Annotated in this window: 14 protein-coding genes; 2 read left to right on the top strand and 12 right to left on the bottom strand. The window is 69.2% G+C overall.

The window, feature by feature from the left end; genetic code table 11:
- Positions 1-3: 3 nt before the first annotated feature.
- The 11 genes from ON40_RS08530 to ON40_RS08480 form a co-directional block, all read right to left on the bottom strand.
- On the bottom strand, positions 4-945 hold the full coding sequence (locus ON40_RS08530) for a ComEA family DNA-binding protein (protein ID WP_040820345.1): 942 nt from the start codon (positions 943-945) through the stop codon (positions 4-6).
- Between the two features lie 287 nt (positions 946-1,232).
- Entirely contained in the window at positions 1,233-2,075 is an 843-nt protein-coding gene (locus tag ON40_RS08525) for a DegV family protein (protein WP_040820342.1), read from the bottom strand.
- Between the two features lie 27 nt (positions 2,076-2,102).
- A complete protein-coding gene (gene octT / locus ON40_RS55740; RefSeq protein WP_051192845.1) occupies positions 2,103-2,849 on the bottom strand; it encodes a diglucosylglycerate octanoyltransferase in 747 nt (248 codons plus the stop codon).
- Positions 2,850-3,516: 667 nt separating this feature from the next.
- Positions 3,517-4,176 (bottom strand): histidine phosphatase family protein, encoded by a 660-nt coding sequence (locus ON40_RS08515; protein WP_040820340.1) that lies wholly within the window; start codon positions 4,174-4,176, stop codon positions 3,517-3,519.
- Between the two features lie 78 nt (positions 4,177-4,254).
- Entirely contained in the window at positions 4,255-4,647 is a 393-nt protein-coding gene (gene rsfS / locus ON40_RS08510) for a ribosome silencing factor (protein ID WP_040820339.1), read from the bottom strand.
- Positions 4,647-5,291 (bottom strand): nicotinate-nucleotide adenylyltransferase, encoded by a 645-nt coding sequence (gene nadD / locus ON40_RS08505; protein ID WP_083895495.1) that lies wholly within the window; start codon positions 5,289-5,291, stop codon positions 4,647-4,649. Before nadD ends, rsfS begins: the two co-directional genes overlap by 1 nt.
- A 75-nt stretch (positions 5,292-5,366) precedes the next feature.
- Entirely contained in the window at positions 5,367-5,552 is a 186-nt protein-coding gene (locus ON40_RS08500; protein WP_040820335.1) for a hypothetical protein, read from the bottom strand.
- Positions 5,549-7,540: a hypothetical protein gene (locus tag ON40_RS08495; protein ID WP_040820333.1), complete on the bottom strand. Its 1,992-nt coding sequence runs from the start codon at positions 7,538-7,540 to the stop codon at positions 5,549-5,551. Before ON40_RS08495 ends, ON40_RS08500 begins: the two co-directional genes overlap by 4 nt.
- A gap of 63 nt (positions 7,541-7,603) precedes the next feature.
- Positions 7,604-9,058, bottom strand: a complete 1,455-nt coding sequence (locus ON40_RS08490) for a vWA domain-containing protein (protein ID WP_040820330.1) — start codon at positions 9,056-9,058, stop codon at positions 7,604-7,606.
- On the bottom strand, positions 9,058-9,957 hold the full coding sequence (locus ON40_RS08485) for an AAA family ATPase (RefSeq protein WP_040820329.1): 900 nt from the start codon (positions 9,955-9,957) through the stop codon (positions 9,058-9,060). Before ON40_RS08485 ends, ON40_RS08490 begins: the two co-directional genes overlap by 1 nt.
- A 144-nt stretch (positions 9,958-10,101) precedes the next feature.
- Positions 10,102-11,418: a glutamate-5-semialdehyde dehydrogenase gene (locus ON40_RS08480; protein ID WP_245567715.1), complete on the bottom strand. Its 1,317-nt coding sequence runs from the start codon at positions 11,416-11,418 to the stop codon at positions 10,102-10,104.
- Positions 11,419-11,532: 114 nt separating this feature from the next.
- On the opposite strand from ON40_RS08480, the gene ON40_RS08475 reads away from it, so the two are divergent.
- Positions 11,533-12,225 (top strand): FadR/GntR family transcriptional regulator, encoded by a 693-nt coding sequence (locus ON40_RS08475; protein WP_218008756.1) that lies wholly within the window; start codon positions 11,533-11,535, stop codon positions 12,223-12,225.
- A complete protein-coding gene (locus tag ON40_RS08470) occupies positions 12,222-13,424 on the top strand; it encodes a CynX/NimT family MFS transporter (RefSeq protein WP_040820326.1) in 1,203 nt (400 codons plus the stop codon). The genes ON40_RS08475 and ON40_RS08470 overlap by 4 nt, the downstream gene beginning before the upstream one ends.
- Before the next feature lie 64 nt (positions 13,425-13,488).
- Here the strand turns inward: ON40_RS08470 and ON40_RS08465 are convergent, their stop codons facing one another.
- On the bottom strand, positions 13,489-14,055 hold the full coding sequence (locus ON40_RS08465; protein ID WP_040820324.1) for a TetR/AcrR family transcriptional regulator: 567 nt from the start codon (positions 14,053-14,055) through the stop codon (positions 13,489-13,491).
- Between the last annotated feature and the right edge of the window lie 36 nt (positions 14,056-14,091).

Genomic DNA, 14,091 nt, shown 5'->3' with positions numbered 1-14,091 from the left:
GGCTCATAGCGTCACCAGGTCGCGGAGGCGGTTGAGGCGGGATTGGCCCAGGCCCGGGATTTCGGCGAGTTGGTCGATGGTGGTGAAGGGGCCGTGTTCGGTGCGCCAGGCGATGATGCTGCGGGCCGTTGCGGGGCCTACGCCGGGGAGTTCGTCCAGTTCGGATTCGGTGGCGGTGTTGAGATTCACCTTGGCCGCGGGGGCCGAGGTGGTGCCGGAGGTGTCCAGGGGGTGTTCGCTGCCGGATATCACGGCGCTGCCGAGTTGCGGTGCGCCCTCGTTCGGGCTCAGCGCGCCGACGATGATCTGATCGCCGTCGGCCAGTCGTCGGGCGAGATTCAGGCGCGCCAGATCGGCGCCGTCCCTGGCCACCGCGATCGCCACCGCATCGGCGACCCGGGAGCCGGCCGGAAGGTGCAGCAGACCGACGTGTTCCACCAGTCCGACCACGCTCACCACCAGCTCCGCCGGCCGGCTGGGTGGGGGCGCGGACGTGGTGGTCTCGACCGATGTGCGGGATGCGGCGGGCGCGGCTGCCACATCCGAGGTCTGCACCATCGGCAGAGGTGGAACCGGCTGTGCGACAGGACTTTCCTGCTGCGTCGCCACGACCGCCACCAATACCGCGACAACCCCGACGACCGCGAGAACGAGCACCCCGCGCCGCCCCGGATGCAGCCGGACGCCGCGGAACCGCTCGGGCACCAGCCGCTCGTGCCACAGCGAGACGCTGCCCACCGGCTCGCTCAGCCAGTGCGGGGTATTCGGCACCCCGGACACCTCGTCGTCCCATCCCCCGGACGGCTCACCATCGCCATCGGACTCCTCGAACTCGACCTCCTCGGCATCCCACCGTCCCCCGCGCACGGCCCGCCGGCCGGGGACCTGCCCGTCGAGCGCCCCCAGCCGCTCTCGAACCCGCATCCGCTCGTCATCCCGCGCCATGCCAGCCACCGTAGGACCGACACCACGGCCCATTGCCGCGCCGACCTGCGGTTATAACTCCCCTGTGGACAACCGATTCGCTGTGGACAACACACCCGACCGGACCCGCGCATGTCGGTCCCCTGTGCTGATGCCGACAAGTAGGCCCCCGTCGACAACGACACAGACCTCACCCGACCCGAACCGGTCCTGGCAGCTGCGGCCCAGTAGATCGAATAAGGTTCTGCTACAGCAATATTCGGGCGACTGCGCCACGATCCGCCGCATGCTCGGGACACCCCCCGAAGTCAGCCGCAGCCGCCGGGGACCACCAGTACACCGACCGCACCCGAGCCCAGATGCACCCCGAGGGTCGGGCCGAATTCCGCGGTGATCAATTCGCGGATGTCGGGAATCAGTTCGTGGAGCTGGGTGGCGAGGGTGACGGCGGCGTCGGGGGCGGCGAGGTGCTGGACGGCGATTGCCGCGCCTGCCTCTCCGGCCGCATCCACCGCCGCGGCAACGAGTTTCGCGTAGGCCTTGGACCGGGTACGGGCCTTCTCCCGCAATTCGAGGCGGCCCTCGACCATCTGCAGCAGGGGTTTGGTCACCAGCTCGGTGCCGAAGAACGCGGCGGCACTGCTGAGCCGCCCGCCGCGGCGCAACTGCTCGGTGCGGTTGACCATGATGAACGCCCGGCCCCGACCGGCCGCGGCGACCGCCGAGTCGTAGACGATGTCCAGCGGCGCACCGGCGGCGGCGCGGCGCGCGGCGGCCAGGACCGGCAGCCCGGTGCCGAGCCCGGCGCCGAGCGAATCCACCAAGCGAACCCGGTCGGCGACGTCCATGTCGAGCACGGCCTGTCGCCCGGCCTCCCAGGTCGCCGAGAGCTGACGAGAAATATGTACGGCCACAACGCCATCGCCGCCGCTGAGCGCCAGCGCGCGTTCGTAGACCGCCCGCAGCTCACCCGGCGAGGCGGCCGAGGTGCTCACCGTCGCCGAGGCGTAGTCGATCGCGCATTCGTCCACGCCCTCGCGAATTTCGCGGTCGTCCACCAGCACATGCAGCGGCACCACGAGAATGCCCAGGTCCGCCACCAGATCGGCGGGCAGGCTCGCGGAGGAATCGGTCACCACAACTACGGACATCGCCTCAGCGCCCTCCGGTCCGCATCGTCAGCAACTCACCTCCGAGATCACCTTCACCATCGCCCGCGCGACCGCGGTATGCCCTTCCCAACCCCAGTGGATGCCATCCGGATTCGACTCGCCGTGGAAGACGTTGTCGCGCACCGCCTCCCCCAGATCCACCAGTGGCACAGCGGTTTTCGCGGACCATTCGCGCAACGCCCGCACCGCGGGTTCGCGACCGTCGTGTACCCGGCCGTACGCCTCGCAGTCGTGCACCGACGGCAGCACGCCCACCACCGGCAACTCGGGACGCAACTGCGCCAGCGAGTTACGGCACTGTTCGAGGTAGTCGATGCTCACATGCGGCGGCAACGCCACCGGCCGACCCAGTTTCGACAACCGCGGCTGCAACCAGTTGTAGCCGTCGCGCACTCGCCGCCGCACCGCGGGCGGCCGCACATAGCGAATCAACTCGCGCAGTGCGGTCGGCAGCGGCGAGGGCAGCGAGTCCATCCCGCCGGTCGCGAAGACCACCGCACCGGCCCGCGGCACCGCGGCCCAGACCCGCGGGTCGCCGATCAGCGCCCAGTACGCGTCGCGGCAGGTCCAGCCGATCCGGCCGATCAGCTCGACATCCCAATCCAGCTCCGCCGCAACCAGATTCGGCCAGATACGCGGATCATCGGCGGGCAGCCCGCCCTTGGGGCCGAAATAGGCCAGCGAGTCGGCGATCACCAGCAGCACCGGCCGCCCGGATCCCTCCGCCGCCTCCGACTCGGCGCTGCTACTCACCGCAGAGCCGGTCTCGGCGACAGCCGGAGCATCCGCATCGTCCGCGACCTCGACCTCCTCAGCCGAATCACTCTCGCCCGAAACGGATTCCGACTCCACATCGGGTGATCGGAGCTGTGCAGCCTCGTCCGCCGTCACCGCCCCGGCATCGGACGATCCACCGAAACTCGGCGAACCGACGCTCGAATCTGCCGGGTCAGCAGCGGAATTCACAGCAAGGGGGCCATCCGGCCCGGACTCGACAGGCAACACCGGATCACCGGAATCACCGGCGACCACAGCGGTTTCGACATTCACCGACCCCCCGGGCGGTCCGGTATCTCCCTCGGAATCACCCGCAGAAGTCCCCGAACCGACGCGTCCGTCCTCGTTCGCCCCCGAGTTCGGTTCCGACGCAGCCGGTTCCGGCGCGGGCCCGCCGAACAGCAGGTCCGGCAGATGCCGCACGGGCCCGCCGGACGCCTTGCGCAACAGTTCGTCGGAGACGGTCCCGCCGTGCTCGGGTGCGGGTGTTTCACCACCGGCCGACACGTCGCCGGGCCGAGCGGGCGCCGGCCCGCCGAACAGCGCGTCCGGCAGATGCCGGACCGGCCCCTCGGACGCCTTGCGCAGCAATTCGTCCGAGACCTGCCGGGTCGCATCGTCCCGGTCGTTCGGGGTGGGTTTGTCAGAGGACATCAGGTGCTACCTTCGCCGCCGCGTTCCATACATCCAGCCGCCACCCGGGCTGCTCGATGCTCGGACCGTGACTGCTGAGCTGCACCCAGCTGGTATTCGCCAGTCCACCCAGGACGGGCCAGTTCGCCGCAGGCAGTTCGAGCAGCGCGGCGGTCAGAGCCGCGATCAACCCGCCGTGCGCGACGAGGATGATCGTACGGCCGGGCCAGTCGGCGCGCGCGTCGAACAATTCGCGTACCACCGGCAGCGCCCGCGCGCCCACCTCGAGCTTGCTCTCACCACCGGGCGGGGTGAACGAGGCATCCAGCCGCCACCGTTGGCGCGCACCGGGATAGCGTGCGTCCACCTCGATATGGGTCAGGCCCTCCCAGTCGCCGAGCCGGGTCTCGCGCAGCCGCTGATCGGGCACCACGTCCAGATCGCTGTGATCGGCCAGGGCGCCGGCGGTGTCGAAGGCGCGCCGTAGATCCGAGGAGATCAGCGCGATCGGCTCGATCCCCATCAGCTCGCGGGCCGCGTCCTTGGCCTGCCGACGACCCAGTTCGCTGAGATCGGTGTCGTACTGGCCCTGCATGCGGTCGGCAGCATTCCATTCGGTCTGGCCGTGCCGCAGCAGGATCAACCGGCGAACGCCGACGTGCTTAGTCATCTGTATCCGTATCCGTCTCCGACGCCGAGCCGACCACCGGACGCCGTGTCCTCGAACACGCCGCCGCGGATCCGTCCGTCACTCGGGCGATCCATCCGCCGTCCGGGCCTCGCCGACCCCCTCGACCGGCACCTGCGGGCAATCCTTCCAAAGCCGTTCCAGCCCATAGAAATCGCGCTCGTCGCTGTGCTGGATGTGCACCACCACCTCGACGTAGTCCAGTAGCACCCAGCGTCCCTCCCGGGTGCCCTCCCGGCGCACCGGCTTGTGCCCGGCCAGACGTAGCTGCTCCTCGACGGCGTCGACGATCGCGTTGACCTGCCGCTCGTTGGGCGCGGACGCGATGACGAAGCAGTCCGTGATCACCAACTGTTCGGACACGTCGAGGACGACCACATCGGTGGCCAGCTTGTCGTCGGCGGCACGCGCGGCCACCTGTGCCATCTGCACCGCTTCGGCGGATGCTGTCATTACGCCCGGCCCACCTTCCCGTTCCCTACCGGCACGTACAGATGCCGCTTCGATATGTACTGCACGACCCCGTCCGGCACCAGGTACCACACCGGCCTGCCTTCGGCGGCCCGGCGACGGCACTCGCTCGAGGAGATCGCCAATGCCGGGATCTCGATCACGGTCACCGCATCGGGCGGGCTGCCCTGCAGATGCTTCTCCAGATGATCGGTGTTCAGTTCGTACCCCGGACGGCTCACCCCGACGAACTTCGCCAGTTCGAACAGTTCGGCCCAATCCTGCCATGTGAGGATGCTGGACAGTGCGTCCGCACCGGTGATGAAGTACAGCTCCGCGTCGGGGTGCTGTTCCTTGAGGTCACGCAGGGTGTCGACGGTGTAGGTGACCTTGCCGCGGTCGATGTCCGCGCGACTCACCGAGAACCGCGGATTGGACGCGGTGGCGATGACCGTCATGAGATAGCGGTCCTCGGGCGGACTTACCTGCTTACCGGACTTCTGCCAGGGCTCGCCGGTGGGGACGAAGATCACCTCGTCGAGGTCGAAACGATGCGCGACCTCGCTGGCAGCGACCAGGTGTCCATGGTGGACGGGATCGAAGGTTCCGCCCATCACACCCAGTTTGCGCCGGCCTGTTTCTTGCACGACTGCCGAGCTTACTGGGCGGCGTTTCCCCGGCGTGTCACTCCCCGCCCGTCGCGGGCGCTCAGGGGGCGGCGCTCAGCGGTGTACCAGCGACCTGAATCCCGCCGCTGCGCAGCGTTCCACCCGGACCACGGACGTCCGGTGGTGATGTCCGGTCTGGGTCGCGGTGCAGGAGGCCGATCCGGATCCGGCCCACAGGCATGCGCCGATCACCGCGAGGATCACCAGCACCAGGGCCGCGCGGGGCGCCATGCCGGTCATATCGCGCTCGCCTCCTCTCGCATCGTGTCGAGCTGTCGGCGGGTCTGCAGGAGTTCACCGCGTACCTCCGCTGAGGATGCGGTCCGTGCGAGCCGCTCCAGATCTTCCAGCAGAGTCCGCATGGTCGCCAATCCGACGCGCGGTGCCGCCGCGACCGATTCCCCGCCCCAGAACTGCAGCCACGCCGCCGAACGCAGACTGCGAGCCCGCGGCCCGACGCGCTCGAGGGTTTCGAACAGATCCGCGGCCCGCAGATACGCGACGAGTGCGTCGGCGTCGCGGCCGCATACGGACAGCGCCGCGGCTTCGGCGTGCACCAGTTCCGAGGTGAGCCCGCGCTGCTGCGGATCGTGCTCGATCAGCCGGGCGGCCTCGGCGAATTGTGTGGCGGCGTCGTGGTATCGGTTCAGCGCGTTGAGCGATTCCCCGAATTGCCGTCGGATCAAGGCGATCTCGGTCGGCGGATAGGGAATCGCATTGCCGGGCAAGGCCTGTCCCGGCGAACCGGATTCCAGCGCCAGCGGCTGCTCGAACAGCGCCGCGGCCTCGCCGTGCCGCTCGGCGCGGTGATAGGCGCGCGCTGCGACCAGGGTGTGGTGCAGTGCGTCGACGGGCGAGAGCGGTTCCCACCGCCAGGCAGCGACGAGCGCCGCGTCGGCCAGGGCGGGTTCGCGACCGCGCTGTCCCGAGATCGCGGTCACCAGCAGCGAACTCAAGCGGGCCAGTTGCTCGCCGGGCAGTACCGACGCGCCTGCCTCGAGCGCCCGGCGCAGGCGCTGCTCGGCCCCGGCGGGATCGACCCCCAGCCGGGCGACGGCCACTTCGGCCAGCCGCTCGGCCTGGGGCCATTGTCCGGACTTCGCGGTCGGCGCGGTGGGTCGGATCGGCGGCCGTACATCGACCGCGGCACGAACTCCCAGCGGCAGATGGTCCACGAGTGGAGCCCGGTCCAGCCGTTCGCGTACCGACCTGCTGATCGAATCGGTGCCGTTGCGAGCGTCGTATCGGGCGCACAGTCCGTAGATCTCCGCGGTGAGCGTCTCCAGCAGCGCTGTGGCGGTGCTCTCGCCGACGCGCACGTCTGCGCGTCCGAGTTCGACCAGCCGCCGCAGCAGCACGCAGACGCCGGTGAGGAATTCCAGTCGCAGATTCGCGTCCGCGGCGCTGTCGGTCAGCCAGTCGGTGTGCTCGGCGAGGATGTCCAGACCGCGCGCCACGTTACCGGTCAGCGCACAGAACTCGATGTGCTGAGCCACCGCGTGACGTAGTCCGAGAACGCCTCTGACCAACGGGTATCCGGTCAGGTGAGCGGCACGGGCCGCCTCGAAACCGCCGGTGCGCACCAGCGGCAGCAGGGCGTGTGCACGGACCCGGTGCGGTTCGTGCGCGCACCGCCGCCTACCGTGCAGAACCGGAGCCCACCGACGCAGCGCATCGGCGTCCGCGGCCGTGGCGGCCGACAGTGATCCCGCCCAATTGCATTCGCACGCTTCACAATCGGTCATCTCATCTCGCGGCGCATCGAGGGCGAGGGCGCGCAGCCGCGCGGCCTCCTCGTACTCACCGAGATCCCGGGCCAGGATCGATCGCAGCTTCAGTACCGGGCGCAGACTGTATCCCGCCGTGCGATAGCGGTTTTCGAGTTCGTCGAACCAACGGCGGACCGTACCCAGCGGAACCGCCGGATTGTCGATCAGGTCGCTGGTCATCCACTTCATGTACCAGTGCACCGAACGCGACAACTCCGCGGTGGCATCGGGATGCTCGTCGAAGATCCGCAGCAGCCGGACGATGGCGATGGGCGCCAGATCCCGTTCTCCCGCATACGTGTACGCCTGCACCAGATCCAGCAGCACCTCCGCCTCCGCTGCGCGATCGGCGCCGATGCGCGCGGTCGTGGCGAGGGCTTCCAGGCACCGGGTGCGATCACGGCCCTCGGGTACCGTGCGGGCACGGGTGAGTGCGTGCCTGATCTCCGCCGAATCCATGCGTGGATGATCGCGACCCGCTCATGTGGCGCGCTTAATAAAAGCTAATGATCACCCCGCCGCTCAGATCGGGAGCAGTCCCCCGACGACGGCGGTCAGCTGCCGGGCCGACCGGCATTCGTACATCTCGACAATCTCCGCATACCGTTTGGCAGCAGAATCACCTGTGCCCCAGGACTTTTCCGCCTCAGGATTGAGCCAGTACGCATGTTTGGCGGTATCGGCGAGACGGCGAAGTGTATCGAGCGCGGGATCGCGATAATTGGTGCGCGCGTCGCCGAGAATCAGCAGTGAGGTGCGGCTGGTGACCGCGTCGGGCCACTGTTCGGCGAATCCTTCCAGGGCGGCACCGTAATCCGAGTGCCCCTCGATGCCCACCACCTTGGTCTCGGTGAAGATGCGCCGGGTCACCTGATCCAGCGGTGTCACCTGGTCGAACAGGTGCGTCACCTCGTCGGCGCGATCCACGAACGCGAAGATCCGCACCCGGGAGAACTGTTCGCGCAATGCGTTCACCAGCAACATGGTGAAACTGGAGAATCCCGCCACCGAGCCCGAGATATCGCACAGCAGAACCAGATCCGGACGTCCGGGACGCGGTTTGCGCGAGGCGAGATCGATCGGCACCCCGCCGGTGGACATCGACCGCCGCAACGTCTTGCGCAGATCGATCTCCCCGCGCCGGGCGCGACGACGGCGCGCGGCCAGCCGGGAGGCCAGCACCCGGGCCAGACGCTGACTGCTGCGCCGCAGTTCGGCCAGTTCGTTCTCGGAGATGCGCAGGAAATCCGCATCCTCGGCCTGTCGTTGCACGCCGTAGGTGGCGACGCGTTCGCGGCCGATCCGCTCGGCAACCCGTCGCCGGGTCTCGGCCTCCACGGTGCCGCGGAACTCCTTGACCCGCGCCCGCGCGGCCCGACGCGCGACCTCCGACCCGAAATCCGAATCGTCGACTCCCGCGGCCAATCCCGCGAGCAACTTGCTCACCAGCAGTTCGGGCTGCACATCCTTGAGCGTCTGATAGGCGGAGAACGACGGGCCGTTGGCCGACCGATACTGTCCCATCTGCTCGACCATCTGCGCGGCGAGCTGCTGCAACTGCTGGGTCCGCTCGCCGGAGGGATCCGCGACGAGCAACTCGGCCAGCATCTTTCGCAGTTCGAGGATGTCGACCTCGCCGTCGGGCCGACGCGGGATCTCCACCTCGTCCGCACCGGTGCGCTCGCCGAGCGCAGCCGGGAACCACAGGTCGAACAGGCCGTCGAAGGTGGCGCGCTGGGTGGTGCGGCGCAGCAGCGCACAGGCCAGGCCCTCGCGCAGCATCTCGCGGTCCATCAGATCCAGGACCGCGATGACCTGTCCGGCGTCCACCGTCTCCGAGGGACCGACCGGAATTCCCCTGGCGCGCAACGCCTTCACGAAGCCGACCAGATGTCCGGACAGCCCGTGCGGCGCCGCGTCCGGGAGGTCGGCGGGCTGGCTGTCCGTCCCGGGCGTTCGGGCTCTGCCGCCGAACATCAGGCCAGCTTCAACTCGGCCAGCGCACGCTGGTGATCGCTGTGATGTTTGAGCACCACGCCGAGGGTGGCGCGCACGGACCTGTCGTCCAGATCCTTCAGGCCCAGGGCCAGCAGCGTGCGGCCCCAGTCGATCGACTCCGCCACCGAGGGCAGCTTCTTGAGCTGCATACCGCGCAGCACGTGCACGATCCGCACCAGCTGCGCGGCGACCGCCGGTTTGAGTTCGGGCACCCGGCTGGCCAGGATGCGCCGTTCGAGTTCCTCGTCGGGGAAGTCGATGTGCAGGTAGAGGCAGCGGCGTTTGAGCGCCTCGGACAGCTCGCGGGTGGCGTTGGAGGTCAGCACCACGAACGGGGTGCGGGTGGCGGTGATGGTGCCCAGTTCCGGGACGGTGACCGCGAAATCGCTGAGCACTTCGAGCATCAGGCCCTCGATCTCGACATCGGCCTTGTCCGCCTCGTCGATCAGCAGCACCGTGGGATCGCGGCGCCGGATCGCGGTCAGCAGCGGGCGCGAGAGCAGGAACTCCTCGCTGAACACGTCGGATTTCGTTTCCGCCCAACCGTTCTCGGCCGAACCGGACTCGGCTCCGGCCGCCCCGGCTTGGATTCGCAGGATCTGCTTGGCGTGATTCCACTCGTACAGCGCCCGCGCCTCGTCGATGCCCTCGTAGCACTGCAGCCGGACCAGTTCCGCGCCCGCGACCTGCGCGACCGCACGGGACAGCTCGGTCTTACCGACACCGGCCGGACCTTCGATGAGTAGGGGTTTGCCCAGGCGATCGGCGAGGAATACCGAGGTCGCGGTCGCCTTGTCGGACAGGTAGCCGGTCGTGGCGAGGCGGGAGATCACATCCTCGACCGACGCGAAGATCGGTTCGTGCACCGGGGTCTGCACTGTTGGACTCCATCCTTGCGAAGTGGGCGGCCACTCCCGTCGGCCCTAGCGGCCGCTACTCGACTGTATACCGTACAAACGTAACTTACCCATCGGTAACGTTACCTCGACGGTAAGGGTGCTGTCGCCGTCATGCGCCTTGCCTCATGGCCTGACCTGGCCGTCTCCCCACACGATCCACTTGGTGGAGGTGAGTTCGGGCAGCCCCATCGGGCCGCGGGCGTGCAACTTCTGGGTAGAGATGCCGATCTCCGCGCCGAAGCCGAATTGCTCGCCGTCGGTGAACGCGGTGGACGCGTTCACCATGACCGCGGCCGCGTCCACGCGATCGGTGAACTCGCGCGCGGCGCGCAGATCCGCGGTGACGATGGCCTCGGTGTGGCCGGTACCCCACCGATTGATGTGCTCGACGGCCGCGTCCAGGTCGTCCACGACCTGCAACGCGATGTCCAGCGACAGATACTCCTGCGCCCAGTCCTCTTCGGTGGCGGGCACCAGGCCCGGCAGATCACCGTGCACGGTGACGCCCACGCCCTCGAGCGCACCGATCAGCCGGGGCACGGCAGTCTCCGCGACGGCCCGGTCGATCAGCACCGTCTCGGCGGTATTGCACACGCTCGGCCGCCGGGTCTTGGCATTGAGCAGGATCGACTCGGCCATATCCAGATCGGCGGCGGAGTGCACGTAGACGTGGCAGTTGCCGGTGCCGGTCTCGATGGTGGGTACCTGCGCGTCGCGTACGACGGCCTCGATCAGCCCGGCGCCGCCGCGCGGGATCACCACGTCCACCAGGCCGCGCGCCTGGATCAGATGGGTGACGCTGGAGCGGTCGTGACTCGGCAGCAGTTGCACCGCGTCGGCCGGAAGCCCCTGTGCGACAAGCGCATCGCGCAGCACCTCGACCAGGGCGGCATTCGAGCGCGCCGCCGAGGACGAGCCGCGCAGCAGCGCGGCGTTACCGGATTTGAGCGCCAGGCCGAACGCGTCGACCGTGACGTTGGGCCGCGCCTCGTAGACCATGCCGACCACGCCGAGCGGCACCCGCACCTGCCGAATCTCCAGGCCGTTGGGCAGCGTGGAACCGCGGATCACCACACCGACCGGATCCGGCAGGCCCGCGACCTGACGCAGGCCCGCGGCGATGCCGTCGACCCGCGCCGAGGTCAGGCGGAGCCGGTCCAGCAGCGAATCGGCGGTGCCGCCGGCGCGGGCGGTCTCGATGTCCTCGGCATTGGCCGCGAGCACCCGGTCCGCGGCCGCGAGGAGGGCATCGGCGCAGGCCTGCAACGCGTCGTTCTTCTCGGCGGTGGTCAGCCGGGCGAGCGTGCGCGAGGCCACCCGGGCACGGCGAGCCGCGTCGTGCACCGCCGTGCGAACGTCGTCGAGATCCGGGGCAGTGGGAGCGGGACCATCCGTCACCCGACCGCCACCCGTCAACGAATCACTACGCGATGCTGTCATGTCGACCAGCGTACTGACCGGGTGATACATCCCACCTCGGCATCCCCCGGCGAACCATTGCCGACCCGGGACACCCATTCCTAAGATGTCTGACATCTGACAGGAGGTAGCGCCGTGGAGCTGACGCCGGTGGCGACCGGATCGACCGTGGACGCCGTGCTGGACCAATTGCAGGCGAGTGTGATGAGCGGGACGTGGGCCGTGGGCCAACGCATTCCCGGCGAACTCGAGCTCACTCGACAGTTGCGGGTCAGCCGCCCCGCGGTGCGCGAGGCGATCCGGGCGCTGAGCCATATCGGCCTGCTCGAGGTGCGGCGCGGCGACGGTACCTATGTGCGCAGCACCGCCGATCCGCGCCCGCTGCTCCAGCGGATGCAGCGCTGCGACGTGCGCGACGTCTTCGAGGTACAGCTCGCCTACGACGTCCAGGCGGCTCGTCTGGCCGCACGCCGTCGCACCGACGCCGACCTCGCCCGGCTCACCGAACTGCTCGAGGCGCGCGATACCGTCTCGGACGCAAGCGAATTCGGCGACGCCGATGCACAGTTCCACCTCGCGATCATCGAGACCACCCGCAATCCGGTGCTCATCGAGGCCGCCCGGTTCTTCGCGACCCGGTTGCGCGAGGCGCTGGGCGCGGTGCGCCTGGATCACGAGGTCCCCGAGGCGGGCCCCGCGCCGCACCGCGCGGTGCTCGACGCGATCGCCGCGGGTGATGCCGAGGCGGCCGGGCGATTGGCCGCGGCCGTGGTGGAACCGACTCTGGCCGTGCTGGATTCGCTGACCGAGCGGGAGATGAGACGATGACGGGACATCGCCTGCGCCTGCTGCTGATCGTGCTGGTCGCGATCAATCTGCGCCCGGCGGTGACGGCGGTCGGCCCGCTGCTCGACGAGATTCGGCGGCAGTTGCACCTGTCCGGTGCGGCGGCGGGCGCGATGACGACGCTGCCGCTGGTCTGCTTCGGTCTCTACGGTCTGATCGCGCCGTTCCTGCGACGTTCGCCCGCACCGGAAACTCTGCTGGTCGCCGCGATGGGCCTGCTCACCGCGACGTTGCTGATCCGGATCATCCCGGTGACGGCGGTGTTGTTCGCGGGCTCGCTGGTGGCCGGTGTCGCGATCAGCATCGGCAATATCGCGGTGCCCGCGATCATCAAGCGCGACTATCCCGAGCGGGTCACCACCGTGACGGCGGTGTACACCGTCGCGGTCACCGTCGGCGCGGCAGGGGCCTCGGCGCTGGCCGTCCCGGTCGAGCACGGTCTGCATTCGAGCTGGCGACTTCCGTTGGCGCTGTTGGCCATTCCCGCGCTGGTGGCGGGGCTGGCCTGGCTGCCCCGAATGCTGCGCGCCCGCGGACAGGGCGCGAGCGCACCGGGCGGGCACGGCGAGTTGTGGCGCGACAAACTCGCCTGGCAGGTGACCGCGTTCATGGGGTTGCAGTCGCTGCTGGCCTACGCGGTGATCGGCTGGATGCCGACCATCTGCATCGATCGCGGCATGGGCAGGGAAGCCGCCGGATACGCGGTGTCCCTGGTCAGTCTGACGCAGGCGGTCGGGGCGATGGCCGTGCCGATCTTCGAGCGACGCCTCACCGATCAGCGTCCACTGGTGGGCGCCGTCGTGGTGCTGAACCTCATCGGCTTCGCCGGAATCGCCTGGGCCCCCATCGGTTCGGTGTGGGTGTGGGCGGTGGTGCTGGGCATCGGCCAGGGCGTGGCCTTCGCCGCCGCACTGTCCTTCCTGGGCCTGCGTGCCCCCGACGCGCACACCGCCCGCCAATTGTCCGGTATGGCACAGGGTGTCGGTTACGTCCTCGCCGCGACGGGTCCGCTGGTCCTGGGCGCGCTGCACGATGCGGCGGGCAGCTGGACCCTGCCGATGATCATCATGCTGGGCGTCGCGATACTCACCGGCCTTCCCGGTCTGGCCGCGGGCCGCAACCGCACCGTCCTGCCCCATCGCGCACCGGCAGCCCGAGAAGCCGCGCATGCCGCGAATTGACCACTAGCGCAATCCAACTCGCGATAGGCGCATCGATCGCGCACGCCCGGCACGGTCGAGGCGCTCAGGCGGCTGCGGTGTGATGAGCCACCAGGGTGGACATCTGGGCGGCGACCCGTTCCAGAGGTGCGGGCGAACGGGTGGCCAGCGACATCACCACCGCGCCCTCGACCGCGGCGATGATGGTGGTCGCCAGGGACCGGGCCAGTTCGGGTTCGATGTGTTCGGCGCGCAGACGTTCGGCGAGGATCGACTCCCAGTCGGCGAAGGTCTCCCCCGCCGCGTCGGCGGCCTCGGGGGCGTCGGCGCGGCCCAGGGCGGCGGCCACGATCGGACAGCCCGCGGTGAAATCGCTGTCGATGACCGTATCCCGCCAGAGCGCCGGGAATGCGGCCAGGCACGTCGCCATATCCGAACTCGCGGCGACCGAGCGCATCAGCGCGCTGTAGGCGCGACCGGCGCTACGCGTCGCCTCGGCGACCAGTTCCGATTTGCCGGACGGGAAATTCAGATATATCGAGCGCCGCGAGACGCCGCTGCACTGCAGCAACTGCGCGATACCGGTCCCGGCCACGCCGTTGCGCCGGATGAGATCGATCGCGCCCTCGATCAGCCGATCCCGCACTCCCATGGGCGACCTTCCTGGTACGCATTTCCGCTGGCCCAC

This window comes from Nocardia jiangxiensis NBRC 101359 (genome assembly GCF_000308615.1).
GTDB classification, from domain to species: domain Bacteria; phylum Actinomycetota; class Actinomycetes; order Mycobacteriales; family Mycobacteriaceae; genus Nocardia; species Nocardia jiangxiensis.
Note: the sequence above shows the minus strand (reverse complement) of the source record. Positions and strands in the feature narration are given on the sequence as shown.

Excerpts from the sequence above, each read along its gene's own strand:
- ON40_RS08495 (WP_040820333.1), bottom strand. The coding sequence starts at position 7,540 with ATGGATTCGGCGGAGATCAGGCACGCACTCACCCGTGCCCGCACGGTA.
- ON40_RS08470 (WP_040820326.1), top strand. The coding sequence starts at position 12,222 with ATGACGGGACATCGCCTGCGCCTGCTGCTGATCGTGCTGGTCGCGATC.
- ON40_RS08490 (WP_040820330.1), bottom strand. The coding sequence starts at position 9,058 with ATGTTCGGCGGCAGAGCCCGAACGCCCGGGACGGACAGCCAGCCCGCC.
- ON40_RS08480 (WP_245567715.1), bottom strand. The coding sequence starts at position 11,418 with ATGACAGCATCGCGTAGTGATTCGTTGACGGGTGGCGGTCGGGTGACG.
- rsfS (WP_040820339.1), bottom strand. The coding sequence starts at position 4,647 with ATGACAGCATCCGCCGAAGCGGTGCAGATGGCACAGGTGGCCGCGCGT.
- ON40_RS08530 (WP_040820345.1), bottom strand. The coding sequence starts at position 945 with ATGGCGCGGGATGACGAGCGGATGCGGGTTCGAGAGCGGCTGGGGGCG.
- ON40_RS08525 (WP_040820342.1), bottom strand. The coding sequence starts at position 2,075 with ATGTCCGTAGTTGTGGTGACCGATTCCTCCGCGAGCCTGCCCGCCGAT.
- ON40_RS08465 (WP_040820324.1), bottom strand. The coding sequence starts at position 14,055 with ATGGGAGTGCGGGATCGGCTGATCGAGGGCGCGATCGATCTCATCCGG.
- ON40_RS08515 (WP_040820340.1), bottom strand. The coding sequence starts at position 4,176 with ATGACTAAGCACGTCGGCGTTCGCCGGTTGATCCTGCTGCGGCACGGC.
- ON40_RS08500 (WP_040820335.1), bottom strand. The coding sequence starts at position 5,552 with ATGACCGGCATGGCGCCCCGCGCGGCCCTGGTGCTGGTGATCCTCGCG.